Raw genomic sequence first — 23053 nt, 5'->3', positions numbered from 1 at the left:
GCGACGCGGGCGGCGGTCCACCGTCGGCCGACCTCAGAGGCGGGGGGCGAGGAAGTCCGCCACGGACGTCAGCCTGTCCTCGAACGGTGCCGGGGCGCCCACCTCGGCCGGGCGCGAGCTCACGATCACCGTGCCGCCGGAGGCCGTCGGCGCGCTGACGGCCCCCGGGACGAGGGCCACGATCGTGCCCGGGGGCAGGTACTGCACGGCCAGCAGTCCGGTGGCGCCACCGTCATCGATCTCGACGTTGACGCCCCGCTCCCCTCTTGGGCGGCACTCCATCGTGGTGGCCGCCTCGGAGGCGTCACGGACGGCGGGCAGCACCTCCTCGACGAGTGTCCGGAGCGCCGGGTCCTGCCGGTCGGCGCACTCGGTGGTGCCCGGACCGAGTGGACGGCCCACCGGGCCCAGCGGTGGCGCCGCACCCTCGGCGCGGGCGTCAGCACCGGGCGCGGCGTCCTGCCGCGCCCCGGGCGCGGCGGCCGGGGCGGGCGCGAGCATCGGCGCGGCCACCGTGGTGTCGTCGCCCCGCAGGGAACCGGGCAGCGTGACCGCGGCACCGACGCCGGCCACCGCGAGCAGCACGACCGCGCTCCCCGCCACGGCCACCCGCCTGCGGACGGTGGCGCGCCGGGAGGCGCTCACGACCGAGTCGTGGTCGAAGCGCGGCGCGGGCGCGCCGGGGTCGGAGGCGGCGGCGCGGAACAGGGCGCCCAGCTCCTCGTCGTCGTTGTCGCTCATCCCGTCACCTCTCCCCTATCCCGATCCCGTGGTTCGCAGGTCGTCGAGCGAGTCGCCCAGCACCGTGCGCAGTGCCGCGAGACCGTGCGCCGTCTGGCTCTTGACGGTGCCCTCCGTGCAGCCGAGCGCCGCTGCCGTGGCGGCGACGTCGAGGCCGTCGAGGAACCGCAGCACGAGGACGGCGCGCTGGCGCGGCGGCACCGCCCGCAGGCCGTCCACCAGCACGTGCCGGGTGGCGACGGTGTCGGCGCGTGCGGGAACGCCCGTGTCGGCGGGCTCGGCGGTGGCGCGTTCCCGCCGCCAGGGCCGCCGCGACTCGTCCACGACGGCGCGCACGAGGGTCCGTCGCATCCAGGCGTCGAGCGCGCCGCGGTCCCGGATCCGGCGCCAGTGCCGGTGCAGTGCCACGAACGCCGCCTGTGCGTGGTCGTCGGCGTGGTGCCAGTCGCCGCACAGCAGGTACGCGGTACGGCGCACCGCGTCGCGGCGGGCGCGGAAGTACTCCTCGAACGTCTCTGCGACGAACTTCTGCTCGCCGGCGTCGTCCACCCGGGGGTTCCCCTCCTTCCGCACCGCGTCCTGCTCCGTCGCCGTCCGCACGCGTCGCTCTCGGGGACGGGACGCAAGGATCGGGGCTACACGTTGTACGCGAGTCGCCCATTCACTCGAACGGACGCACCGCCGTGACCTGTTCGTGACCCAGTCGCGACCGGCCCGTCGCCTGCTGGTTGAATCGGAAGCCGTGCGATCTCCATCGCGAGCCCGGCGGTCTGCGAAACCCGACGACCGCCCGATCGACCTCCGCTCGGACACCGTCACCCAGCCCACGAAGCAGATGCGGGCCGCGATGGCGGCCGCCGAGGTGGGGGACGACGTCCTCGACCGCGACCCCACGATGCGCGAGCTCGAGGTGCGGGTGGCGGGCCTGGTCGGCGCGGCCGACGCACTCTGGACCCCCAGCGGCTCCATGGGCAACCTCATCGCACTGATGCACCACCTCCAGCGCGGCGACGCGTTCCTCGCCCCGGCGGGAGCGCACGTCCTCGACGCCGAGCTCGGCACCGCCGCGTGGCTCGCCGGTGGGATGCCGCGTCCGATGGAGCACGACGCCGGGCCCGGCAAGGTCTCGCCCGCCGCCGTGCGCCGCGCCGCCGGGTCCACCGGGCCCTACTACACGCTGCGCACCACCCTGCTGTGCCTCGAGAACACGCACAACGCGGCGGGAGGCACGGTCACCGCCCCCGAGGAGCACGCCGAGGTCGTCGCGGCGGCACGGGGCGCGAAGCTGCGCGTCCACCTCGACGGTGCCCGGCTCTGGCACGCCGCGGTGGCACTCGGCGTCCCGCCGGGGGCACTGACCGTCGGCGCCGACACCGTGCAGGTGTGCCTGAGCAAGGGCCTCGGCGCACCGGTCGGGTCGGTGGTGGCCGGGTCGGCCGAGTTCGTCGAGGAGGCCAGGCGGCTGCGCAAGATGCTCGGCGGCGGCGTCCGCCAGGGCGGGGTGCTCGCCGCCGCGGGGCTGGTGGCGCTCGACCGGGTGGACCGCCTGTCCGAGGACCACGAGCGCGCCAGGAACCTCGCCTCCGGGCTGCGCGAGCGCGGGTGGCTGGTCGGGGTGCCGCAGACCAACATCGTGCTGGTGGCGGTGGCCGACCTGAACGGTACGATCCGCCGCTTCGAGGAGGCCGGCGTCCGGGCGTCGACGATGGCGGGTCAGGTCCGGCTGATGACGCACGCCGACCTGACCGACGCCGACATCACCACGGCACTGGAGCGGATCGGGCCGGTCGAAGCGTCGCGGCCACCGGGCACCCCCTCCCGTACCGGTCGCGCGCCGGTCCACCCGGGCGGGAAGTAACCGCCCATCAGCTCGGGTGGAGCCAGCCCTCGAGCCGCTTCAGCGCTTCCGCCACGTCCTCCGTGGCGCCTGCGCAGGACAGCCGGATCCAGCGCCCCCCGTCGACCGGGTCGAAGTCGATGCCCGGGGCGACCGCGACGCCGGTGGCGGCGAGCAGTTGGTAGGTCAGGTCCATCGAGTCCGCGGTCAGGTGCGACACGTCCGCATAGACGTAGAACGCGCCGTCGGCCGGGGCCAGTCGCGTGATGCCCAGCCGCGGCAGGCCGTCGAGCAGGAGGCCCCGGTTCACCGCGTACCGGGCGACATGCGCGTCGGCCTCGACGTAGCTCGTGGGATCGAAGGCGCCCAGCGCAGCACGTTGGGCCAGTGCCGGCGGGCAGATGGTCAGGTTGCCTGCCAGGCAGTCGGCGGGCCGCAGCAGGCGGGGCGGCAGGAGCAGCCATCCCAGCCGCCACCCGGTCATGGAGAAGTACTTCGAGAACGAGTTGACGACGATCGCCTCGCGCGAGGTACCCCACGCCGACGAGGTCGGCGGCCCGCCCGCGTAGGAGATGCCGTGGTAGATCTCGTCGCTCACCAGCTGGATGCCGGTGCTCTCGCAGTAGGACGCCAGCGCGGCGAGCTCGGCCGGATCCAGCACGGCCCCGGTCGGGTTGGCCGGACTGGCGACCACGAGCCCGCGGACGGGCTGGTCCAACGCCTCCAGCATGGCGACGGTCGGCTGGTAGTGGGTCTCCGGCCCGCACGGCAGCTCGACGACCTCGCAGCCGAGCGCCGTGAGGATGTTGCGGTAGCAGGGGTAGCCGGGCCGGGCCAGTGCCACCCGGTCGCCCGCGTCGAACGCCGAGAGGAACGCGAGCAGGAAGCCCCCTGACGAGCCGGTGGTGACCACCACCTGCTCCGCCGGGACGTCGAGGCCGTAGCGGCGGGCGTAGTGGCCCGCGATCGCCGAACGCAGCTCCGGGATGCCGAGCGTGACCGTGTAGCCGAGGACGTCGTCGGACAGCGCGGCCACGGCGGCCGCCCGCACGGCGGGGGGAGCCGGTGTGGACGGCTGGCCGGCCGAGAGGTTCACCAGGTCGCCGTGCATGCGCTGACGCTCGGCGGCGGCCGACCACACGTCCATGACGTGGAACGGCGGGATCGCCGCACGGGCCGCGATCGGGATCCCGGATGTCGCAGGAGGGGTCACGGTCCCGAGCCTAAGCGGGCGACGGCCGCCCTCCCGGAGGAGGACGGCCGCCGCGGTCGCTTACTCAGATCAGGCCGGAGACCAGGTCCGTCGCAGAGAAGACGTCCGTGCCGCCGGGGACGGCGTCGGTGACGGCGCTCGTGTCCGGCAGGTCGGGGAGGTCGACCTGGAGGGCGGCACTCAGGGTGTCGGTGGCGTCGTCGGCCGCGTCGTCCGCGTCCTCGTCCGCCGTCGCCTCGTCGTCGTCGTTCGACGTGCTGAGGATGGGCAGTGCAGGCAGCGCCGGCAGCTCGCCGACGACGGGGAGCTCCGGCAGCTCGGGGAGCTCGGGCAGGTCGACGGCGACCGGGAGCTCCGGCAGCTCGGGCAGGGCGGCGGTCACGTCGGTCACGGTGTCGGTCACGACGTCGGTGCTCGGCAGCGCGGCCACCACGTCGTCGGTCGGGAGCGCGGGGAGCTCCACGCTCGGCAGCTCCGGCAGGTCGGACACGACCGGCAGCGACGGCAGCGAGTCGGTGTCCGGCAGCGACGGCAGGGCGTCCGTGCCCGCGAGCGAGGGCAGCTCCGGGAGCGCAGGCAGGGCGTCGGTGCTCGGCAGCGCGTACGACACCGGCTGGTTCAGCTCGAGGACGCTGAGGTCCGGGGCGCCGGCGGACGGCAGCTCGGAGAGACCTGCACCGCCACCGCCGAGGTTGAGCAGGCCGAGGTCGATCCCCTGGAGGTCCAGCCCGTCGGTGGGCAGCCCGTCGGTGGGGAGGGCGCTCAGCTCCGCCGCGGTGAGGCCGGGCAGGGTGGAGGCGTCGAAGGCCTCGAAGGCGGCGTCCGTGCCTGCGACCTCGTCGTCGCTGACCGGGTCGACCAGGTGGGCCTCGGCGGCGCCGGCCGGTCCGGCGATGGCGAGCATGGCCATCGGCGCGCCCAGCACGCCGAGTGCGGCCCGGCCGGCGATACGCGACACACGGCTCTGAGCGGCGTGACGCGGACGTGCGTTCTTCGTCATGCGAGTCCTCGGTTCTCGGGGGAGCGAACTGATGACCCGGAGCAGACCCACGATCTCGGCCATCACGGGGAGCGACGACGATGTGGATCAGTTGCGGGCAGCGGAACCATCTAACGCCACCCGTTCGGACGCAACCTGGGGAAACTGATGACCGACTGCCAGTTTCCCTGCCCGTTCGGCCGACAAGCACGCTTTTTGGGTGAATCCGGCCGGTGAGGGCGCCTAGTGGATATCACCCGATCGAGTGACAACCTCGGGCCGACGAGGGATCGTCACCTCGCCGCGGGCGGCCCGCAGGGCGATGTCGGTGCGGTGGTGGGAGCCCGCGAGGTGCACGTTCTCCAGCCGACGGTAGGCATCGTCGCGGGCCCGCACAAGATCCGCTCCCGTGCCGACCACCGACAGCACGCGGCCCCCCGTGGACACCACGGCTCCGTCGTCCCGCCTGCGGGTGCCGCCGTGCAGCACCCCGTCGGCGTCCGCTCCGCTGATCACGTCACCGAGCCGGGGCAGGCCCGGATAGCCCTCCGCGGCCACCACCACCGTGACGGCAGCACCCTCGGACCACTGCAGCGGAGGCTGCGCCGCCAGCTCACCGGTCGCCGTGGCGTGCAACAGGCGCGCGAGCGGGGTGCGCAGCAGCGCCAGCACGACCTGCGTCTCGGGATCGCCGAAGCGGCAGTTGAACTCGATCACCGCCGGCCCCGCCGACGTCAGCGCCAGGCCCGCGTAGAGCAGACCGGTGAACGGGGTGCCGCGGCGCACCATCTCCGCCGCGACCGGTGCGACGATGCTCGCCACGAGCTCGTCGGCCAACGAGGGCGATGCCCACGGCAGCGGCGTGTAGGCGCCCATCCCGCCGGTGTTCGGGCCCGTGTCGTCGTCACCGACGCGTTTGAAGTCCTGTGCCGGCAGCAGCGGCACCACCGTCTCCCCGTCGACGAGACAGAACAGCGAGACCTCGGGGCCGTCCAGGAACGACTCCAGCAGCACCGGATGCCCGGTGTCGAGCAGCGTGCTGGCGTGCGCGCGGGCCGTGTCGAAGTCCGGGCTCACCACGACGCCCTTGCCCGCCGCCAGCCCGTCGTCCTTCACGACGTACGGCGGGGCGAACCGGGACAACGCGGCGTCGAGGTGCGCAGGGTTGTCGACGATCTCGGACGCGGCGGTGGACACGCCTGCCGCCTCCATCACGTCCTTCGCGAAGCTCTTGGAGCCCTCGATACGGGAAGCGGCGGCGCTCGGGCCGAAGCACGCGATGCCCGCGGCACGGACGGCGTCGGCGACCCCGGCGACGAGCGGCATCTCGGGACCGACGACGACGAGGTCGGCCTTCCAGTCGACGGCCAGCGCCGCGGCTGCGGCCGGATCCAGCACGTCGAGCCCGCGCTGCTCGGCCACCGCGGCCGTGCCCGCGTTGCCCGGGGCGCAGGCCAGCGCCGTCACTCCCGGGTCCTGCGCCATGGCAAGGACAATGGCGTGCTCACGAGCACCGGACCCCACGACCAGAACACGCACGACGTGGGATCGTATCGGTCCCACCGGCGGCCTTCCCGCAGATCCCGGCCCCGCACGCCGGTCACGTTCGCAGTTCATCAGCTCGCCCCACGCAAGCCACCTCCTGGTGACCGTTGCCTCCCCCAGATGGGGCAGGGTTTCCGTACATGGCGTCGCCCATCCGCGGCATTACTGCGGTCGCTCCCCTGAATGTGGTCTCCACCACTCCCCCCGCCGGGGGTACCGCCCCCACCCTCGGGCGCGAGTCGTCGACACGAACCGTGGTCGTCATCGGGCACCGCGGCGCATCGGGCTACCGCCCCGAGCACACCCTCGCCTCCTACGAGCTCGCCGCCAGGATGGGCGCGGACTTCATCGAGCCCGACCTCGTAAGCACCTCCGACGGGGTGCTGGTCGCCCGGCACGAGTCGCAGATCAGCCGCACCACGGATGTCGCCGACCATCCGGAGTTCGCCGACCGCCGGGCCACCAAGACCATCGACGGTGTGGAGCACACCGGGTGGTTCACCGAGGACTTCACCCTCGCCGAGCTCAAGACCCTGCGGGCGAAGGAGCGGATCCCGGGTGTCCGCCAGGAGAACACGATCTACGACGGGTGGTTCGAGATCCCGACGTTCGACGAGATCCTGGCGCTGCGGGAGCGTCTTTCCGCGGAGCTCGGCCGGGTGATCGGCATCTACCCGGAGACCAAGCACCCCAGCTACTTCGCCTCGATCGGGTGCCCGCTGGAGCAGCCGCTCGTCGCCGCGCTGGACAGGGCCGGTCTCAACCGGCGGGGAGCGCCGGTGTTCGTGCAGTCCTTCGAGACCACGAACCTCCGGCAGCTCAGTGGCGAGCTGAACGTGCCGCTGGTGCAGCTGCTGGACACCGAGGGCGCACCGGCCGACCTCGCGGCGGTGGGCGACCCCCGCACGTACGCCGACCTCGTGACACCCGCCGGCCTGGAGCACATCGCGTCCTATGCCGACGGCATCGGGCCCGACAAGGACATGGTGGTCGCCCGCAACGCCGACGGCACCCTCGGCGACCCCACCCCGCTCGTCGCCACCGCGCACGCCGTGGACCTGCTGGTGCACCCGTACACGTTCCGCAACGAGAACGAGTTCCTCCCGGCGAACCTGCGCAGCGCCGGGTTCCCCGCCGACTACGGCAACGTGTTCGCCGAGTACGCGGTGTTCTTCGCCGCGGGCATCGACGGACTCTTCGCGGACAACCCGGACACCGCCGTGACGGCCCGCGCCGCCCTGTAACCCCCGAACCCACCCCGCGAGTCGCCCGTTTTCCGTGGGCGAGTCGCCCGATCCCCGCGCCCGGGCCGGGGTTCAGGTGGCCAGGAAACCGGCGAGCAGGGCGTTCGTCTCCCCCGGCCGTTCCTCGTGCGGGAAGTGGCCGGTGGCGGGAAGCACGTGCAGCCGGTGGTCGGCACCGATCCACCGCTGCGACGCCGCGGCGGTGCGGACGAGCATGCACGGGTCCTGCGCACCGTGGATCTGCAGCAGCGGAACGGCGGTGGACCGCGCCACGGCGGCGGCGAAGCGCCTGCCCTCGGCGCGGAACTGTGACCGCAGGGCCCAGCGGTAGTACTCCATGGCGGAGTGCACGACCCCGGGCACCTGGATCGCGTGCCGGTAGCACGCCGCCGCCTCGGCGAAGTCGGGCGACGCCACCCACTCCGCCCCGGCCCGGGCGCGCAGGATGCGGGCCACGCGGGCGCCGTCCTCGGCCCGCAGGGAGCGTTCGGGCAGGCGCGGCAGCTGGAAGCCCAGCGCGTAGGCGGCGGTGGCCCGGCCCTGGCCGCGGGGGTCGCGCACCACCGCTGCGCGCACCGCCAGCGGGTGGGGAGCGCCCACCACGGCCAGCGAGCGCACGAGCCGCGGGTGCAGCGCGGCGACCGTCCAGGCGATGAGCCCGCCCCAGTCGTGCCCGACGAGGTGCGCGCGGGACTCGCCGAGCGCCCGGATCAGGCCGGCGATGTCACCGGCCAGTGTCCACAGGTCGTACCCGCGCGGGGGCTTGTCGGAGTCGCCGTAGCCGCGCAGGTCGACGGCGACCGCCCGGAAGCCGAGCTCGGCGAGGTGGCCGAGCTGGTGGCGCCACGACCACCAGAACTCGGGGAAGCCGTGCAGCAGTACGACCAGCGGGCCGCCGCCGTCGCACTCGGCGACGTGCAGGCGGATGCCGTTGGCCGAGACGGCGCGGTGCGTCCAGGGACCGGACAGCCGGACCGACGACGGGTCCGGCCCCGCCCTGCGCACTCCGGTCAGCGCGCGGGCGACGCGGGCCGGCCGTTCAGCTCGTGCGCCGCGCCGTCCGGTTCGCCCCGGCCGCGGTGGGACAGGACCTGCGCCGACTCCTTCAGGCTGGAGATCGTGCGCTCCGGCTTGCGGATGCGGCGGACCCGCAGGTAGCCCAGCAGCCCGAAGAGCCCGGCGACGATGAGCATGATCCCGAAGACGATGCCGAACGCGGCGGCCCGGTTGAGCCACAGCGCGAGCAGCTCGCCGAGCGCGAAGAAGGCGAAGAACAGGCTGAAGAGCAGGACCGTCAGCGCGACGATGAAGAAGACACTGCCCTGCAGGCCCTTCTTCACCTCGGACGTCACCTCGGCGCGGGCCAGCTCCACCTCGGCCCGCACGAGGGTGGAGACCTGGGCCGTGGCCTCACGGACGAGAGCACCGATCGACTGCTCTCCCGCCGGCTTGACGGGCTCCCGCGATAGCGGGATCGAGGGCAGCACGGGCGGAACCTCCGCGCCACTTGAGCTGGTCGGGCTGGCCACCGCGGTCCTCCTGCACGTGCTGCTCGGCTTGTCGGTGATCGGTTGGCCATCCTTCCACGGTCACGAGGCCGGTGCCCGCTCAGGAGCGCGGCGCGCCGCGCCCTTCACCGGTCGGGTAAGGCGTGTTCCCGGCCTCGCCGGCGTCCCGCCCACCGATGGAGGTCCCCGCGGGCGCCGTCACTCGTCGGGACGGCCGCGCAGGCGCTTGACCGCGCCGCGCCGGGTCTTGGCGTCCAGCCGCCGCCGCTTGGCCCCGGCCGTCGGCCGGGTGGGCCTACGCCGTGGCGGGTCGGGCGCCGTGGCCGAGCGCAGGATCTCCGCCAGGCGCTCCCGCGCGGTCTCCCGGTTGCGCAGCTGGCTGCGCTGTTCGGATGACACCACCGTCAGGACCCCGTCGACGAGCCGGCCCGCGAGCCTGTCGAGTGCCCGCTCCCGCAGCGACTCGGGGATCGAGGGCGACCCGGCCACGTCGAACGACAGCTCCACCCGCGAGTCGGTGGTGTTCACACCCTGTCCACCAGGGCCGGAAGCACGGGAGAACCGCCAGTGCAGCTCCCGTGCGGGCAGTACCAGCCGTCCCCGCACCGACAGATCACCATCGGCCACACGGCCAGCATGCCGCAGTGCGCGGGGTCCCGAGGACCCTCACACGGACAGAACGGACAGACCGGGCGGAAGGCGTGAGGAGGTTCACCGCCCGGTACTGCGACAAAGTGCCACGGCACTTTGTATGCTGTGGGCAGTCGACCAGACAGGAGTGTCCCCGGAAGGGAGCTGGATCGACCCGCCGCCCCACCTGGAGTCCACGATGTCATTGTCCGAGACGCAACACGAGGCCGCCGGCGCACGCCGTATCGCCCGGCCGGTCCCGCTCCGCGAGAGCGTATACAACGCGATCCTGGACATGATCGTCAGCCGGAACCTCCAGCCAGGTCAGCACCTGGTGGAGAGCGAGCTAGCGGTGATGCTCGGCGTCTCCCGCCAGCCGGTCCGGGAGGCTCTGCAGTGGCTGAAGAACGACGGGTGGGTGGACCTGCGCCCGGGGCTGGGCGCGTACGTCCACACCCCCACCGTCGAGGAGGCCGACCAGCTGCTGGCCGTCCGCAGGCTCCTGGAGACGGAGTCGGCGCGCCTGGCCGCCCAGCACGTCACGGAGGAGGGCATCACCCACCTGCGCGACCTCTGCCGCCAGGGCTTCGCGGCGCTGGAGGCCGAGGACGTCGCCACGATGGTCGCCCTCAACGCCGAGCTGCACGCCACGGTCATGCGGCTCTCCCGCAACGACGTGCTGGTCGAGCTCGCCAGCCAGGTCGACCGGCGGGTGCGCTGGTACTACACCCCCGTGGCCCGGCACCGCGGCGCGCAGAGCTGGAGCGAGCACTCGGCGCTGATCGACGCGATCGCGGCGGGCAACGCCGACCGCGCCGCCGAGGTGATGCACGCGCACACCGAGCACACGCGCGTGTCGTACCTCGAGCAGCAGGACAAGTCCGGCGCTGACGCCGGCACACCCGCGCGTCCGGTCACGGCCCGCCAGCCCTAGGAGGGTGCTGAACAACTCCGCTCGTAGCGAGCGGTGATCCAGGTGGGGGCATCGCAAGGCGGAGGAGGGGCCGATACCGCTGTTGTATCGGGCCCGACGACAACGCCGCGAGGGCGCCGCCTGGGCGCCGCCTGGGCGCCGCGCAGTAGAGCCGAGTTGTTCAGCGCGCTCCTAGCCCGACCCGCACCACACCCTCTCCCGTCGACGCCGACGGGCTCCCCGGTCGACGACGACTGCCTTCACGTCGACGTCGACGTCCCGTGTCACTTCTCGCACGCCGCGCCATTGCCGCACGCGCTGCCGAGCGACACCGGGAACACCCCCTGAACGCGCAGCGCCGCGCGCTGCTGCTTCCACCACGCCGTACAGACGGCGCAGCCGTGCGCCGGCATGCATACCGGCGCACGGATCGGGAAGACCATCTACACGAGGTGATGAGAATGCGAACGATGCGCAAGGTTGTGCGCGCCCTGTCCACCATGCCGCGAGGCTTCAACGCCGACGGCCGGGCGCTCGGGCTCGGCCTGGACGCCGCACTGCGGGCCCAGCGGGCCCACGGCGCCGACGTCCAGCCGATCCGACCCTCGACCGAGACGGTTCCTGCGGCCGAGGGCCCCTACTCCCGCGCCTCCTGACACGGCACGGGGGTCCATCCCTGGACAGCTCCACCGGCGGAGCGGCCCAGGGATGGATGGAGGGGGAGCGGCTCAGGTGGCGTACCGCGAGGGCGTTGAACCCTGCTCCGAGATCCGCGCAGAGGGCAGGAGGCTCGGCAGGCCCGGCCGCTGCAGTGCGCCGGTCGCCCACGCCGACCCGAGCGAGACGAACGCGGCCACGAGGAACGTGGTGGCGAAGCCCCACGAGGTGACGGCGAGCGCGGCCAGTCCCACACCGAGCACCCCGCCCCCGGCCTTGGCGCTGTAGACGAGGCCGTGCACCTCGAATGCGCTCTGCTCGCCGAAGTACTCCCTGGCGATGCTGGCGAACAGCGGGTAGAAGCCGCCGCCGCCCAGCCCGGCCAGCGCCGCTGCCAGCACCATCGCGACGGTGGAGCCGGTGCTCGCCGAGAGCGCGAACAGCAGCTGCGCCACGGCTTGCACCAGCAGCACGACGGTGAGCGTCGGGCAGCGGCCGAGCCGGTCGGAGATCCCGACGGACACCGCGCGGCTGGCCCCGTTCACCCCGGCGAGAACACCGGCCGCGAGAGCGACCACACCGGCTCCCGCGGCGAAGCCGGAGGCGAAGACCACCACGAACGCGGCGTTGAACAACGAGACCGCGCCCGCGCCGATGAGGATCGCGTACATCACGGTCATGACCCGGGTGCGGATCGCCTGCAGGGCCGAGTACTCGCGGATCGCCGGAGGGTTCTTCCGCCGCCCCGGGTTGCCGATGTGGCCGAGTCCCCATGCCCGCGGGTCGACCTCGGCGGGCCACCAGCGCGCCGGCGGGTCCCTGAAGTACATCCCGGCGCCTGCCACCAGGAGGAACAGCGCCACCGCTGCCACGTCGAGGACCGGCGTGAGGTTGGCGGCGTCGAGCCCGATGACCGCGGCCACGACGAAGGGCACCGAACCGTAGGCGAACGCCCCGGTCACCCTGCTGACGCGGGAGGCCATGCGCTCCGGGTACCACTTGGCCACGGTGGAGGTGCAGGCCGCGTAGACGAGGCCCGCGCCGGTGCCTCCCAGTACCGAGTAGCCCAGCAGCGCGCCGAGCAGACTGGTGCTGTGGGCGAGCGAGACGAGTCCCAGCGCACTCAACGCGGCACCGGTGATCATCACGGCACGCGGGCCCAGGCGACGGCGCTCACGGAGGTAGGCGGTCGGGAAACCGACGCCGGCCTGGAACACGGTCCAGACCGCGAGTAGCCAGAAGGCTCCGGCGAGGCCCCAGCCGTTGCGCGCCATCAGCGCCGGGACCGCGGCCCCGTAGCCGTACTGGAGCACTCCGACCGCTGCCATCGGGATCCAGGCCAGCCGCAGCATCGACGATCGGGGGCGCCCGATCAGTGCCACGGGGTCCTCTCCGACGCGGTACCTGCGGCCGTACCAGTCGCGGACCTCCTGGTAGGCGGCATCGCCTTCCGGCTCACCCATGACTGCTCCCTCCATACTGTATGCCAAATGATGCGCGGCAGTGAGCTAGAACACAAGGCCCCTGGACAAACTCGTTCCATACTGCATACAGTCGACCACTCCGTGACGAGGTCGTCAGACAGGAGATGCCGCAGGTGGACCTGTACGAGCACCAGGCGAAAGACTTGTTCGAGGCTCACGGCGTCCCGGTGTCCCGCGGCTCCGTCGCGGTCACGCCGGAGGAAGCCGAGGCGGTGGCCCGCGACATCGGCGGGGCCGTCGTCATCAAGGCGCAGGTGAAGGTCGGCGGCCGGGGCAAGGCGGGCGGCGTGAAGCTCGCGAAGACCCCGGAAGAGGCCAACGAGAAGGCCCACGAGATCCTGGGCATGGACATCAAGGGCCACACCGTGCACCGCGTGCTGGTGGCCGAGGCCTCACAGATCGCGCAGGAGTACTACGTCTCCTTCCTGCTCGACCGGGCCAACCGCACCTTCCTGGCCATGGCCAGCGCCGAGGGCGGCATGGAGATCGAGCAGCTCGCCGCCGAACGCCCCGACGCCCTCGCGAAGGTGCCCATCGACCCGCTCATCGGGTGCGACGTGGAGCGGGCCCGCGCGATCGTCGACGAGGCCGGCTTCCCGCTGGACGTGGTCGACGCCGCCGCAGAGGTGATCGCGAAGCTCTGGGAGACCTTCGTGGCGGAGGACGCCACGCTGGTGGAGGTCAACCCGCTGATCTCCGACGCCGAGGGCACCGTCATCGCGTTGGACGGCAAGGTCACGCTCGACGAGAACGCCGACTTCCGCCACCCCGGCCACGCCGACCTGGTCGACCAGCGCACCGAGAACCCGCTCGAGGCGAAGGCGAAGGCCAAGGGCCTCAACTACGTCAAGCTCGACGGCGGCCAGGTCGGGATCATCGGGAACGGCGCCGGGCTGGTGATGTCCACGCTCGACGTGGTGGCCTACGCCGGTGAGAAGCACGGCGGCGTGAAGCCGGCCAACTTCCTCGACATCGGCGGCGGCGCCTCCGCGCAGGTGATGGCCGACGGGCTGGACGTGATCCTCGGCGATCCGGACGTGCGGTCGGTGTTCGTGAACGTCTTCGGCGGCATCACCGCCTGCGACGCGGTGGCCAACGGCATCGTCGAGGCGCTGAAGATCCTCGGTGACGCCGCGACGAAGCCGCTGGTCGTGCGGCTGGACGGCAACAACGTGCTCGAGGGCCGCCGGATCCTCGACGAGGCGAACCACCCGCTGGTCACCCAGGTGGACACGATGGACAACGCGGCCGACCGGGCCGCCGAACTCGCGGCCGCGGGGGTCTGAGTCATGGCGATCTTCCTCAACGAGAACAGCAAGGTCATCGTCCAGGGCATCACCGGCGGTGAGGGCACCAAGCACACCGCGAAGATGCTCGCCGCCGGCACCGACATCGTCGGGGGTGTCAACGCCCGCAAGGCCGGCACCACCGTGTCGATCGGGGGCAAGGACCTCACCGTCTTCGGCACCGTCGAGGAGGCGATGAAGGAGACCGGCGCCGACGTCAGCGTCGTATTTGTGCCGCCGAAGTTCACCAAGGACGCCGTGATCGAGGCGATCGACGCCGAGATCGGGCTCGCCGTCGTCATCACCGAAGGTGTTCCGGTGCACGACTCGGCCTATTTCTGGGCCCATTCCTCCGCTCGGGGGAATCGCACCAGGATCATCGGTCCGAACTGCCCGGGAATCATCAGCCCCGGCAAGTCGAATGCGGGCATCATCCCGGCCGACATCGCCGGCGCCGGTCCGATCGGGCTGGTGTCGAAGTCGGGCACGCTGACCTACCAGATGATGTACGAACTGCGCGAGATCGGGTTCTCCACCGCGATCGGAATCGGTGGTGACCCGGTCATCGGCACCACCCACATCGACGCACTGGCCGCGTTCGAGGCCGACCCCGACACCACCGCGATCGTGATGATCGGCGAGATCGGCGGCGACGCCGAGGAACGCGCCGCGGAGTTCATCAAGGCCAACGTCACCAAGCCCGTCGTCGGCTACGTCGCCGGGTTCACCGCCCCCGAGGGCAAGACCATGGGCCACGCCGGAGCCATCGTCTCCGGCTCCGCCGGCACCGCCCAGGCCAAGAAGGAAGCCCTCGAGGCCGCCGGGGTCAAGGTCGGCAAGACCCCCAGCGAGACCGCCGACCTGATGCGCGAGCTCATCGCGCGTTAGGCGCCACCTCCAGGAACAGCGACGACCTGCCAGCCGTCGTCGCCACGTCCGTCGACTCCGGGAGGAGCCGTATGTCCGACGCCGCCCACGTGCCTGAGCCGGCACTGCGCTACGACGTCAACCTGTCCATCCTGTTCACCGAGCTGCCCTTGCTGCAGCGACCCGCCGCCGCCGCGGCCGCCGGCTTCGACGCCGTCGAGCTGTGGTGGCCCTTCGCCGAGCCGGTCCCGTCCAACCGGGAGCTCGACGAGCTCCGCGACGCGCTGCTCGACGCGGGCACCCGGCTGGTGGGCCTCAACTTCGACGCCGGGAACATGGCGGCGGGCGACCGGGGACTGCTCTCCCGGCCCGGCGACAGCGAGCGCTTCCGGGCGAACATCGACGTGGCCGTCGGCTTCGCCGCCTCGCTCGGCTGCACCACGCTGAACGCCCTCTACGGCAACCGGGACCCCGAGTCGAGCGTGCCCGAGCAGCGGGAGCTCGCCACGGAGAACCTCGTGCTCGCCGCGCGGGCCGCGGAACGGGCCGGGGCCACCGTCGTGATCGAGGCACTCAACAGCATCGAGAGTCCCGACTACCCGATCACGTCCTCGCACGAGGCGCTCGACCTGATCGACTACCTCCGGGTCATCCACGACGTCCCCAACATCGCGTTCCTCGCCGACCTCTATCACCTCGCCCGCATGGGCGAGCCGATCGAGCAGCTCGTCGAGCGGCGGGCCGACCGGTTCGGGCACGTCCAGATCGCGGACGTACCCGGCCGCGGCCAACCGGGCACGGGCGACATCGACTGGCCCGTCCTGCTCGACCGGCTGGCCAAGAGCGCCTACAGCGGCCACGTCGGTCTCGAGTACAAGCCGGTGGGGCCGAGCGCCGACAGCTTCGAGTGGCTCCCCCGGCATCTTCGTTCCACCGCGACCGTCGAGGAGTCCGTGTGACAGCAACGACAAGCACGATCGGGATCGTCGGCCTGGGCATCATGGGCGGTCCGATGGCCGCCAACCTGCTCAAGGCCGGCCACACCGTGATCGGCTACGACGCACAGCCCGCCGCACTGGAGAAACTCGGCGCGGCCGGGGGGAAGGCCGCCGACTCGGTGGCTGCTGTCACGGCCGACGCCGACGTCGTCATCACGATGCTGCCGGACTCGCCGCACGTCGAGGAGGTGATCCTCGGGGCAGGTGGGGTCCTCGAGAACGCCAACCCCGGCTTGCTGCTGATCGACATGAGCACGATCCGGCCCGACACGTCGATCAAGGTCGCCGAGGAGGCCACCGCCCGCGGTGTCCGCGCCCTCGACGCCCCTGTCAGCGGCGGTGAGAAGGGCGCGATCGACGGCGTCCTGTCGATCATGGTCGGGGGCGAGGAGGACGTCTTCACCGCCGCGCTGCCGATCCTCGAGGTGCTCGGCAAGACGATCGTCCACGTCGGTCCCAGCGGGGCAGGTCAGACGGTCAAGGCCGCCAACCAGCTCGTGGTGGGCGGCACGTACGCCCTCGTGGCCGAGGCGATCGTCCTGCTGGAGGCCTCCGGCGTCGACGCGGGCCGCGGCCTGGACGTGCTCGCCGGTGGGCTCGCCGGGAGCCGGATCCTCGAGCTCAAGCGCGAGTCGATGGTGGCCAGGCAGTTCGCGCCCGGCTTCCGCATCGACCTGCACCACAAGGACATGGGTATCGCGCTCGCGGCGGCGCGGGAGGCCGGCGTGGCGTTGCCGGTCACCGGGCTCATCGCCCAGCTCATCGCTGCGGCCAAGGCCCAGGGCTACGGATCGCTCGACCACTCGGTGCTGCTGAAGGTGCTCGAGAACGTGTCGGGCAGGACGTCGGCGTGAGCGCCGGCCACACGAACGGCGACCGCAAGAACGGCGATTCCAGGAACGGCGACTCGGAAGGCAGGGCGATGGGAAGCACCGGCGCAAGCAGGATCCCGTGCATGGAGGCCGTTGCGGCGGTCATGGAGTCGGAGGGCGTCGACACGGTCTTCGGCATCCCCGGCGCAGCGATCCTGCCGCTGTACGCGGCACTGCGGAAGAGCGGCATCAAGCACCTCACGGTGCGGCACGAGGAAGGCGGCACGCACGCCGCCGACGGGTGGTCCCGGGCCACCGGCAAGGTCGGGGTGACGATCGGAACCTCCGGCCCGGCCGGCACGAACATGATCACGGGCCTCTACACGGCTCTGGCCGACTCCATCCCGATGATCTGCATCACCGGGCAGGCGGAGCGCGCCAAGCTGCACCAGGAGGCCTTCCAGGCCGTCGACATCGTCGAGATCGCCAAGCCGGTCACGAAGTGGGCGGTGCAGCTCAAGGAGCCGGCCCAGGCGGCATGGGTGTTCCGTGAGGCGTTCCGGATCGCCCGCTCGGGCCGTCCCGGTCCGGTGCTCATCGACCTGCCGATCGACGTGCAGCGCGGCACCTGCCTCTACGACGCCTCGGCCGACGCACCGCTCCCGGTCGACGTGCCTGCACCGCGCGCGCAGCCGGTCAACGCGGCCGTGCAGATGCTGCTGGAGGCCGAGCGGCCGATCATCCTCGCCGGCGGCGGCGTCATCGGCGCGGAGGCCTCCGACGAGCTGCGTCAGCTCGCCGAGTACCTGCAGATCCCGGTGCAGGTCACGCTCATGGGCAAGGGCGCGTTCCCGGAGGACCACCCGCTGTTCGCCGGCATGGCCGGGCTGCAGACACAGACCCGCTGGGGCAACGCCTCGTTCCTCGAGAGCGACCTCGTCCTCGCCGTCGGCGCCCGGTTCGGCGATCGTCACACCGGCGATCTGGAGACCTACCGGCAGGGCCGTAAGTTCATCCACGTCGACATCGAGCCGACGCAGATCGGCAAGGTCTTCGAACCGGACCTCGGCATCGTCGGGCACGCCAAGCCCACCCTGGCCGCCCTGTGCGACACCGCCAGGCGGTCCGCACCGCAGCACTCGGCCGGTCAGTGGGTGGAGCGGGTGGCCCACCTGCGCAGCACCCTGCTGCGACGCGACGACTTCGACGACGTGCCGATCAAGCCGCCGCGCGTGTTCCGGGAGATCAACCAGACGTTCGGCCCGGACACCACGTTCGTCACGGCGATCGGGCTCTACCAGATCTGGTCGGGCCAGTTCCAGCAGACGTTCAAGCCACGCCACTACATGGTCTGTGGCCAGGCCGGCCCGCTCGGGTGGGAGATCCCCGCCGCGATCGGCGTCAAGAGCGCGTTCCCGGAGAAGCAGGTGGTCGTCGTGGTGGGCGACTACTCCTTCCAGTTCCTCATGGAGGAGATCGCGGTCGCGGCGCAGTACAAGATCCCGTTCGTCATCGTGATGGTCAACAACGAGTACCTGGGCCTGATCCGGCAGGCCGAGCTCGGCTACGACATGAACTACGCGGTCGACCTGCACTACGGCGAGGGCGGGATCGACCACGTCAAGCTCATGGAGGCGTTCGGCTGCCCGGCCCGGCGGGTGGAGCAGCCCGGTGACATCGCCGACGCGCTGAGCTGGGCCACGCTCGAGTCGGAGGCCCAGCAGCTCCCGGTCCTCGTCGAGGTGATGGTGGAGCGGGAGGCCAACGCCGCGATGGGGCCGTCGCTGAACCACATCAACGAGTTCGAGCCCGCGCCCGACCTGGTGCCGTTGGCAGACTGACCGCCCCCAGCGGGGCAACAAACGAACGGCCCCCTCGTCCCACACCGCGGACGAGGGGGCCGTTCGCGTGCCTGGCCGTTCTCTCCCTGGCACGTCGCCTCACGACCCTCCGGCCCCCTCTGCCCCGAACACAGGAACGGCACCCCCGTCCGATCGCATCGGTCGGGAGTGCCGGTCGTGAACAGGCCCGGAAACAGGTCGGCCGCCGACGGGCTGTTCACCCGCCGACGGCCTCTGGACGCGGACCTGTCAGGACGCTGTGGCCACCTGCTGGTTGAGCAGGTCGGCGACAGCGGTGATCGCCCGGAGGGTGGGCACCTCGACGCCCGTGAGCTCGGCGAGCTCCACCACTGCGGTCAGCAGCACGTCGAGCTCCATCGGGCGGCCACGCTCCAGGTCCTGGAGCGTGGAGGTCTTGTGCTCGCCGGTGCGCTCGGCGCCGGCGAGGCGCTTCTCCACGGAGATCTCCGGGTGGCAGCCCACCCCGTGGGCGACTGCGAGGGTCTCCTCCATCATCGTGGCCACGAGCGCACGGGTGCCCTTGTGACGGCAGATGCCGGCCATGGTCGCCCTGGTGAGCGCGCTGAGCGGGTTGAAGGCGATGTTGCCCATCAGCTTGATCCAGATGTCGCAGCGCAGATCACGCTCGACGGGGCACTTCAGACCACCGGCCACCATGGCGTCGGCGAACTCGGTGCAGCGCGCCGAGATGCTGCCGTCGGGCTCACCGATGGAGAACCGGGTGCCCTCCAGGTGCCGGACCACGCCCGGCGCCTCGATCTCGGTGGCCGCATAGACCACGCAGCCGACCGCCCGGTCCAGGTCGAGCGCGGCGGTGACCGCACCGCCCGGGTCGACGCTCTCGATGCGATGACCTTCGAACGGCCCAGGCAGCTTGTGGAAGTACCACCAGGGGATGCCGTTCTGGGCGGCGATGATCGTGGTGTCGTCGTGCAGCAGAGGCTTGATCATCGAGCCGGCCGCGGCGTACGCGTTGGCCTTGAACCCGAGAAATATGTGGTCGACAGGCCCGATCTCGCCGGGGTCGTCCGTTGCGTGTGGGTGAGCAGAGAAGTCACCCCTGGGGCTGAGTACCTGGACTCCGTTTGCTCGGAGCGCGGCGAGCTGCGGGCCGCGCGCGACCAGATGCACATCTGCACCCGCCCGACTGAGGCTCGCCCCCACATACGCCCCGATGGCACCGGCCCCTAGCACAGCGACCTTCACGTCGAGCTCCCGTCCTCGGCGACTGTGCATTCAGTATGCAGTATGGAGCCGCGCCGTCAAGACGGCACAGGACGGACATACGGGGGTCACACGGGCCGAGAAAAAACCAGCCCTGGACATCTGTCGAACCGAGGAGTACCAAAGCACCCATACCGTATGCAGTATGGAAGCAGCCGCCGCTACGGTGTGGTGACGACGAGGAGATGCACCCGATGACGCAGACGATCCCCGGAAGCGCCGCGCGCTCCGGGGTGAGCGATGCGGCAAACACGCCCGAGACCATCTCCGGCGGCCACTTGGTCGCGAAGGCGCTCAAGGCAGAGGGCGTCGACACGATCTTCACCCTCTGCGGCGGCCACATTATCGACATTTACGACGGTTGTGTGGATGAGGGCATCGCTGTCATCGACGTGCGTCACGAGCAGGTGGCCGCCCACGCGGCCGACGGGTACGCGCGCATCACCGGCAGGCCGGGCTGTGCCGTGGTCACCGCCGGCCCGGGCACCAGCGATGCCATCACCGGCGTCGCCAACGCGTTCCGGGCCGAGAGCCCCATGCTGCTGATCGGCGGCCAGGGTGCCCTCGACCAGCACAAGATGGGCTCGCTGCAGGACCTCCCGCACGTCGACATGCTGACCCCGATCACCAAGTTCGCGGCCACCGTCCCGCACACGGCCCGCACCGCCGACATGGTGTCGATGGCCTTCCGGGAGTGTTTCAACGGCGCGCCGGGCCCGTCCTTCCTCGAGATCCCGCGTGACGTCCTCGACGCCCACGTGCCGTACGAGCAGGCCCGCCTACCCAAGCCGGGGTCCTACCGCGCCTCCACCCGGTCAGCGGGCGACCCCGCGGCCGTCGAGCAGCTGGCCGACCTCATCGCGCACTCCGAGCGGCCGTGTGTCCTGCTCGGCAACCAGGTCTGGACGTGCCGGGCCACCGACGCGGCGATCGAGTTCGTCCGCACGCTCAACATCCCGGCGTTCATGAACGGCGCGGGCCGCGGCACCCTGGGTCCCCAGGACCCGATGCACTTCCAGCTGGCCCGCCGCCACGCCTTCATCGACGCGGACCTCATCATCATCGTCGGCACCCCGTTCGACTTCCGGATGGGCTACGGCCGCAGGCTGTCCCCCACCGCCAAGGTCGTGCAGATCGACCTCGACTACCGCACGGTCGGGAAGAACCGCGACATCGACCTCGGCATCGTCGGCGACGTGGGCGCCGTACTGGCCGCCACCACCGCCGCGTCCTCCGGGCGGGTCGGCCACAGCGCCGCCGGCCGCAAGGCCTGGATCGACGAGCTGCGGGCCTTCGAGACCGCCGCGTACGAGAGGCGGCTGCCCCGGCAGCGCTCCGACGCCATGCCGATCGACCCGTACCGGCTCGTGCACGAGATCAACGAGTTCCTCACGGAGGACTCGATCTACATCGGGGACGGCGGCGACATCGTCACGTTCTCCGGCCAGGTCGTGCAGCCCAAGTCCCCGGGCCACTGGATGGACCCGGGCCCGCTGGGCACCCTCGGCGTCGGCATCCCGTTCGTCATGGCTGCCAAGCACGCCCGTCCCGACAAGGAGGTCGTCGCGCTCTTCGGCGACGGCGCCTTCAGCCTCACCGGCTGGGACTTCGAGACCCTCGTCCGCTTCAACCTCCCGTTCGTGGGGATCGTCGGCAACAACTCGTCGATGAACCAGATCCGCTACGGACAGATCCAGAAGTACGGCGAGGGCCGCGGCCGCGTGGGCAACACGCTCGGCCGCGTCAAGTACGACCAGTTCGCCAAGATGTTGGGTGGTTACGGCGAGGAGGTCAGTGATCCGGCCGACATCGCTCCCGCTCTCCAGCGTGCCCGCGAGTCGGGGCTGCCGTCCCTCATCAACGTCTGGGTCGACCCGGATGTCTACGCGCCGGGAACCATGAACCAGACCATGTACAAGTGATCACCGCCGATCCGTGGGGAGCAGACGGATGACCGAGTTTGCGAGCGAGCCAACGACACACTGCCTGCGCGAAGCTTCCGCCTCGCGCAGCGAGGGGGAGCGATGAGTGCACTTGACGGGATCCGCGTCCTCGACATGACCCACGTCCAGTCCGGGCCGTCTGCGACGCAGATCCTCGCCTGGCTGGGCGCCGACGTGGTCAAGCTCGAGGCGCCGACCGGTGACATCACCCGTCAGCAGCTGAGGGACGTGCCGAACGTCGACAGCCTGTACTTCACGATGCTGAACTGCAACAAGCGCAGCATCACGCTGAACATGAAGAGCGAGGAAGGCAAGAAGCTCTTCATCGAGATGGTGAAGAAGGCCGACGTCCTGGTCGAGAACTTCGGCCCCGGCGCCGTCGACCGGATGGGGTTCACCTGGGACCGTCTCCAGGAGCTCAACCCCCGGCTGGTCTACGCCTCGATCAAGGGCTTCGGAGAAGGCCCCTACACGCACTACAAGGCGTACGAGGTGGTCGCCCAGGCCATGGGCGGCTCGATGAGCACCACCGGGTTCGAGGACGGGCCGCCGCTGGCCACCGGAGCCCAGATCGGTGACTCCGGCACCGGCATGCACGCCGTCGCCGGCATCCTCGCCGCGCTGGTGCAGCGGGGCAACACGGGCCGCGGCCAGCGCGTCACCGTGGCGATGCAGCACGCCGTGCTCAACCTGTGCCGCGTGAAGCTGCGCGACCAGCAGCGTCTCGAGCACGGCCCGCTCGCCGAGTACCCGAACGAGCAGTTCACCGACGAGGTGCCGCGCTCGGGCAACGCGTCCGGCGGCGGCCAGCCCGGCTGGGCGGTGCGGTGCAGCCCCGGTGGTCCGAACGACTGGATCTACGTGATCGTGCAGCCCCCCGGCTGGGCCCCGATCGCCAACCTGATCGGCCGGCCCGAGCTCGCCGAGGACCCCGAGTGGGCCACCCCGGCGGCGCGGCTGCACAAGCTCGACAAGATGTTCCAGCTCATCGAGGAGTGGTCGTCGCGCCTCACCAAGTGGGACGCGCTCGCGCAGCTCAACGCCCTGAACGTGCCGTGCGGCCCGATCCTGTCGACGAAGGAGATCATCGAGGACGCCTCCCTCGCCGACAACAACATGGTGGTCACGGTCGACCACCCGGAGCGGGGATCGTTCAAGACGGTCGGCTGCCCGATCAAGCTGTCCGACTCGCCGGTGAAGGTGGAGACCTCGCCGCTGCTCGGAGAGCACAACGAAGACGTGTACGTGCGCGAACTGGGTCTCGACCTGGAGCGCTTCGCAGAGCTCAAGACGCAAGGAGTGATCTGACC

General features: G+C 71.5%; 22 protein-coding genes. 11 read left to right on the top strand and 11 right to left on the bottom strand.

All coding sequences use genetic code 11. The features are described from left to right. Window positions 1–33: 33 nt before the first annotated feature. Together ACQPZA_RS01855 and ACQPZA_RS01850 are read right to left on the bottom strand one after the other, a co-directional pair. Complete coding sequence (locus ACQPZA_RS01855) at window positions 34–741, bottom strand: hypothetical protein (protein ID WP_433277792.1); 708 nt, start codon at window positions 739–741, stop codon at window positions 34–36. A 15-nt stretch (window positions 742–756) separates the two neighbouring features. Next, window positions 757–1290: a SigE family RNA polymerase sigma factor gene (locus tag ACQPZA_RS01850; RefSeq protein WP_169394046.1), complete on the bottom strand. Its 534-nt coding sequence runs from the start codon at window positions 1288–1290 to the stop codon at window positions 757–759. Window positions 1291–1483: 193 nt separating this feature from the next. Between ACQPZA_RS01850 and ACQPZA_RS01845 the strand changes: the two genes are divergently transcribed. Further along, window positions 1484–2599: a threonine aldolase family protein gene (locus ACQPZA_RS01845; protein WP_433277791.1), complete on the top strand. Its 1116-nt coding sequence runs from the start codon at window positions 1484–1486 to the stop codon at window positions 2597–2599. A 7-nt stretch (window positions 2600–2606) separates the two neighbouring features. Here ACQPZA_RS01845 and ACQPZA_RS01840 read toward each other — a convergent pair whose 3' ends face one another. The 3 genes from ACQPZA_RS01840 to purD all read right to left on the bottom strand — a co-directional run bounded on the left by ACQPZA_RS01840 (window position 2607) and on the right by purD (window position 6309). After that, complete coding sequence (locus ACQPZA_RS01840) at window positions 2607–3725, bottom strand: pyridoxal phosphate-dependent aminotransferase (RefSeq protein WP_433282639.1); 1119 nt, start codon at window positions 3723–3725, stop codon at window positions 2607–2609. A 130-nt stretch (window positions 3726–3855) separates the two neighbouring features. Then, entirely contained in the window at window positions 3856–4791 is a 936-nt protein-coding gene (locus tag ACQPZA_RS01835; RefSeq protein WP_433277789.1) for a hypothetical protein, read from the bottom strand. 222 nt (window positions 4792–5013) lie between these two features. Beyond that, the gene (gene purD, locus ACQPZA_RS01830; protein WP_433277787.1) at window positions 5014–6309 is read right to left on the bottom strand and encodes a phosphoribosylamine--glycine ligase; all 1296 of its coding nucleotides are present in this window, start codon (window positions 6307–6309) and stop codon (window positions 5014–5016) included. Window positions 6310–6455: 146 nt separating this feature from the next. Here purD and ACQPZA_RS01825 point away from each other — a divergent pair, with 146 nt between their 5' ends. Beyond that, the gene (locus ACQPZA_RS01825) at window positions 6456–7559 is read left to right on the top strand and encodes a glycerophosphodiester phosphodiesterase (RefSeq protein WP_433277784.1); all 1104 of its coding nucleotides are present in this window, start codon (window positions 6456–6458) and stop codon (window positions 7557–7559) included. Window positions 7560–7631: 72 nt separating this feature from the next. On the opposite strand, the gene ACQPZA_RS01820 is transcribed toward ACQPZA_RS01825, so the two are convergent. The 3 genes from ACQPZA_RS01820 to arfB all read right to left on the bottom strand — a co-directional run bounded on the left by ACQPZA_RS01820 (window position 7632) and on the right by arfB (window position 9694). Next, the gene (locus ACQPZA_RS01820) at window positions 7632–8564 is read right to left on the bottom strand and encodes an alpha/beta fold hydrolase (RefSeq protein ID WP_433277782.1); all 933 of its coding nucleotides are present in this window, start codon (window positions 8562–8564) and stop codon (window positions 7632–7634) included. Between the two features lie 5 nt (window positions 8565–8569). Further along, window positions 8570–9046, bottom strand: coding sequence for a phage holin family protein (locus ACQPZA_RS01815; protein WP_433277780.1), 477 nt, complete (start codon window positions 9044–9046; stop codon window positions 8570–8572). Window positions 9047–9265: 219 nt separating this feature from the next. Continuing rightward, entirely contained in the window at window positions 9266–9694 is a 429-nt protein-coding gene (arfB, locus tag ACQPZA_RS01810; protein ID WP_433277777.1) for an alternative ribosome rescue aminoacyl-tRNA hydrolase ArfB, read from the bottom strand. Between the two features lie 202 nt (window positions 9695–9896). On the opposite strand from arfB, the gene ACQPZA_RS01805 reads away from it, so the two are divergent. Further along, window positions 9897–10631: a GntR family transcriptional regulator gene (locus ACQPZA_RS01805; protein ID WP_169393975.1), complete on the top strand. Its 735-nt coding sequence runs from the start codon at window positions 9897–9899 to the stop codon at window positions 10629–10631. Between the two features lie 263 nt (window positions 10632–10894). Here the strand turns inward: ACQPZA_RS01805 and ACQPZA_RS01800 are convergent, their stop codons facing one another. Next, on the bottom strand, window positions 10895–11053 hold the full coding sequence (locus tag ACQPZA_RS01800; protein ID WP_433277775.1) for a hypothetical protein: 159 nt from the start codon (window positions 11051–11053) through the stop codon (window positions 10895–10897). Between the two features lie 27 nt (window positions 11054–11080). On the opposite strand from ACQPZA_RS01800, the gene ACQPZA_RS01795 reads away from it, so the two are divergent. After that, window positions 11081–11266 carry a hypothetical protein gene (locus tag ACQPZA_RS01795; RefSeq protein WP_433277774.1) on the top strand — a complete coding sequence of 62 codons (186 nt, stop codon included), beginning with the start codon at window positions 11081–11083 and terminating at the stop codon, window positions 11264–11266. Between the two features lie 72 nt (window positions 11267–11338). Here the strand turns inward: ACQPZA_RS01795 and ACQPZA_RS01790 are convergent, their stop codons facing one another. Next, entirely contained in the window at window positions 11339–12730 is a 1392-nt protein-coding gene (locus tag ACQPZA_RS01790; protein WP_433277772.1) for an MFS transporter, read from the bottom strand. 134 nt (window positions 12731–12864) lie between these two features. Between ACQPZA_RS01790 and sucC the strand changes: the two genes are divergently transcribed. The 5 genes from sucC (at window position 12865) to gcl (ending at window position 18555) form a co-directional block, all read left to right on the top strand. Beyond that, window positions 12865–14037, top strand: a complete 1173-nt coding sequence (gene sucC / locus ACQPZA_RS01785) for an ADP-forming succinate--CoA ligase subunit beta (RefSeq protein WP_433282637.1) — start codon at window positions 12865–12867, stop codon at window positions 14035–14037. A 3-nt stretch (window positions 14038–14040) separates the two neighbouring features. Beyond that, window positions 14041–14925: a succinate--CoA ligase subunit alpha gene (gene sucD, locus ACQPZA_RS01780; RefSeq protein ID WP_433277770.1), complete on the top strand. Its 885-nt coding sequence runs from the start codon at window positions 14041–14043 to the stop codon at window positions 14923–14925. A gap of 71 nt (window positions 14926–14996) precedes the next feature. Beyond that, window positions 14997–15863 (top strand): hydroxypyruvate isomerase family protein, encoded by an 867-nt coding sequence (locus ACQPZA_RS01775; RefSeq protein WP_433277768.1) that lies wholly within the window; start codon window positions 14997–14999, stop codon window positions 15861–15863. After that, window positions 15860–16756 carry a 2-hydroxy-3-oxopropionate reductase gene (locus ACQPZA_RS01770; protein ID WP_312858892.1) on the top strand — a complete coding sequence of 299 codons (897 nt, stop codon included), beginning with the start codon at window positions 15860–15862 and terminating at the stop codon, window positions 16754–16756. Before ACQPZA_RS01775 ends, ACQPZA_RS01770 begins: the two co-directional genes overlap by 4 nt. A 101-nt stretch (window positions 16757–16857) precedes the next feature. After that, window positions 16858–18555 (top strand): glyoxylate carboligase, encoded by a 1698-nt coding sequence (gene gcl, locus ACQPZA_RS01765; RefSeq protein WP_169393971.1) that lies wholly within the window; start codon window positions 16858–16860, stop codon window positions 18553–18555. 249 nt (window positions 18556–18804) lie between these two features. Here gcl and ACQPZA_RS01760 read toward each other — a convergent pair whose 3' ends face one another. Then, complete coding sequence (locus ACQPZA_RS01760; RefSeq protein ID WP_433277766.1) at window positions 18805–19812, bottom strand: 2-dehydropantoate 2-reductase; 1008 nt, start codon at window positions 19810–19812, stop codon at window positions 18805–18807. A gap of 182 nt (window positions 19813–19994) precedes the next feature. On the opposite strand from ACQPZA_RS01760, the gene ACQPZA_RS01755 reads away from it, so the two are divergent. Next, the gene (locus ACQPZA_RS01755; protein ID WP_169393969.1) at window positions 19995–21722 is read left to right on the top strand and encodes a thiamine pyrophosphate-binding protein; all 1728 of its coding nucleotides are present in this window, start codon (window positions 19995–19997) and stop codon (window positions 21720–21722) included. A gap of 102 nt (window positions 21723–21824) precedes the next feature. After that, the gene (frc, locus tag ACQPZA_RS01750) at window positions 21825–23051 is read left to right on the top strand and encodes a formyl-CoA transferase (protein WP_433277763.1); all 1227 of its coding nucleotides are present in this window, start codon (window positions 21825–21827) and stop codon (window positions 23049–23051) included. Window positions 23052–23053 lie beyond the last annotated feature (2 nt).

It is taken from the genome of Pseudonocardia xinjiangensis (assembly GCF_050948425.1).
Lineage (GTDB): Bacteria > Actinomycetota > Actinomycetes > Mycobacteriales > Pseudonocardiaceae > Pseudonocardia > Pseudonocardia xinjiangensis.
Note: the sequence above shows the minus strand (reverse complement) of the source record. Positions and strands in the feature narration are given on the sequence as shown.

Excerpts from the sequence above, each read along its gene's own strand:
- gcl (WP_169393971.1), top strand. The coding sequence starts at position 16,858 with ATGGAGGCCGTTGCGGCGGTCATGGAGTCGGAGGGCGTCGACACGGTC.
- ACQPZA_RS01835 (WP_433277789.1), bottom strand. The coding sequence starts at position 4,791 with ATGACGAAGAACGCACGTCCGCGTCACGCCGCTCAGAGCCGTGTGTCG.
- ACQPZA_RS01775 (WP_433277768.1), top strand. The coding sequence starts at position 14,997 with ATGTCCGACGCCGCCCACGTGCCTGAGCCGGCACTGCGCTACGACGTC.
- ACQPZA_RS01805 (WP_169393975.1), top strand. The coding sequence starts at position 9,897 with ATGTCATTGTCCGAGACGCAACACGAGGCCGCCGGCGCACGCCGTATC.
- ACQPZA_RS01825 (WP_433277784.1), top strand. The coding sequence starts at position 6,456 with ATGGCGTCGCCCATCCGCGGCATTACTGCGGTCGCTCCCCTGAATGTG.
- ACQPZA_RS01855 (WP_433277792.1), bottom strand. The coding sequence starts at position 741 with ATGAGCGACAACGACGACGAGGAGCTGGGCGCCCTGTTCCGCGCCGCC.
- ACQPZA_RS01755 (WP_169393969.1), top strand. The coding sequence starts at position 19,995 with ATGACGCAGACGATCCCCGGAAGCGCCGCGCGCTCCGGGGTGAGCGAT.
- ACQPZA_RS01790 (WP_433277772.1), bottom strand. The coding sequence starts at position 12,730 with ATGGGTGAGCCGGAAGGCGATGCCGCCTACCAGGAGGTCCGCGACTGG.
- ACQPZA_RS01760 (WP_433277766.1), bottom strand. The coding sequence starts at position 19,812 with ATGCACAGTCGCCGAGGACGGGAGCTCGACGTGAAGGTCGCTGTGCTA.
- ACQPZA_RS01800 (WP_433277775.1), bottom strand. The coding sequence starts at position 11,053 with ATGGTCTTCCCGATCCGTGCGCCGGTATGCATGCCGGCGCACGGCTGC.
- ACQPZA_RS01840 (WP_433282639.1), bottom strand. The coding sequence starts at position 3,725 with ATGGACGTGTGGTCGGCCGCCGCCGAGCGTCAGCGCATGCACGGCGAC.
- sucD (WP_433277770.1), top strand. The coding sequence starts at position 14,041 with ATGGCGATCTTCCTCAACGAGAACAGCAAGGTCATCGTCCAGGGCATC.
- ACQPZA_RS01795 (WP_433277774.1), top strand. The coding sequence starts at position 11,081 with ATGCGCAAGGTTGTGCGCGCCCTGTCCACCATGCCGCGAGGCTTCAAC.
- frc (WP_433277763.1), top strand. The coding sequence starts at position 21,825 with ATGAGTGCACTTGACGGGATCCGCGTCCTCGACATGACCCACGTCCAG.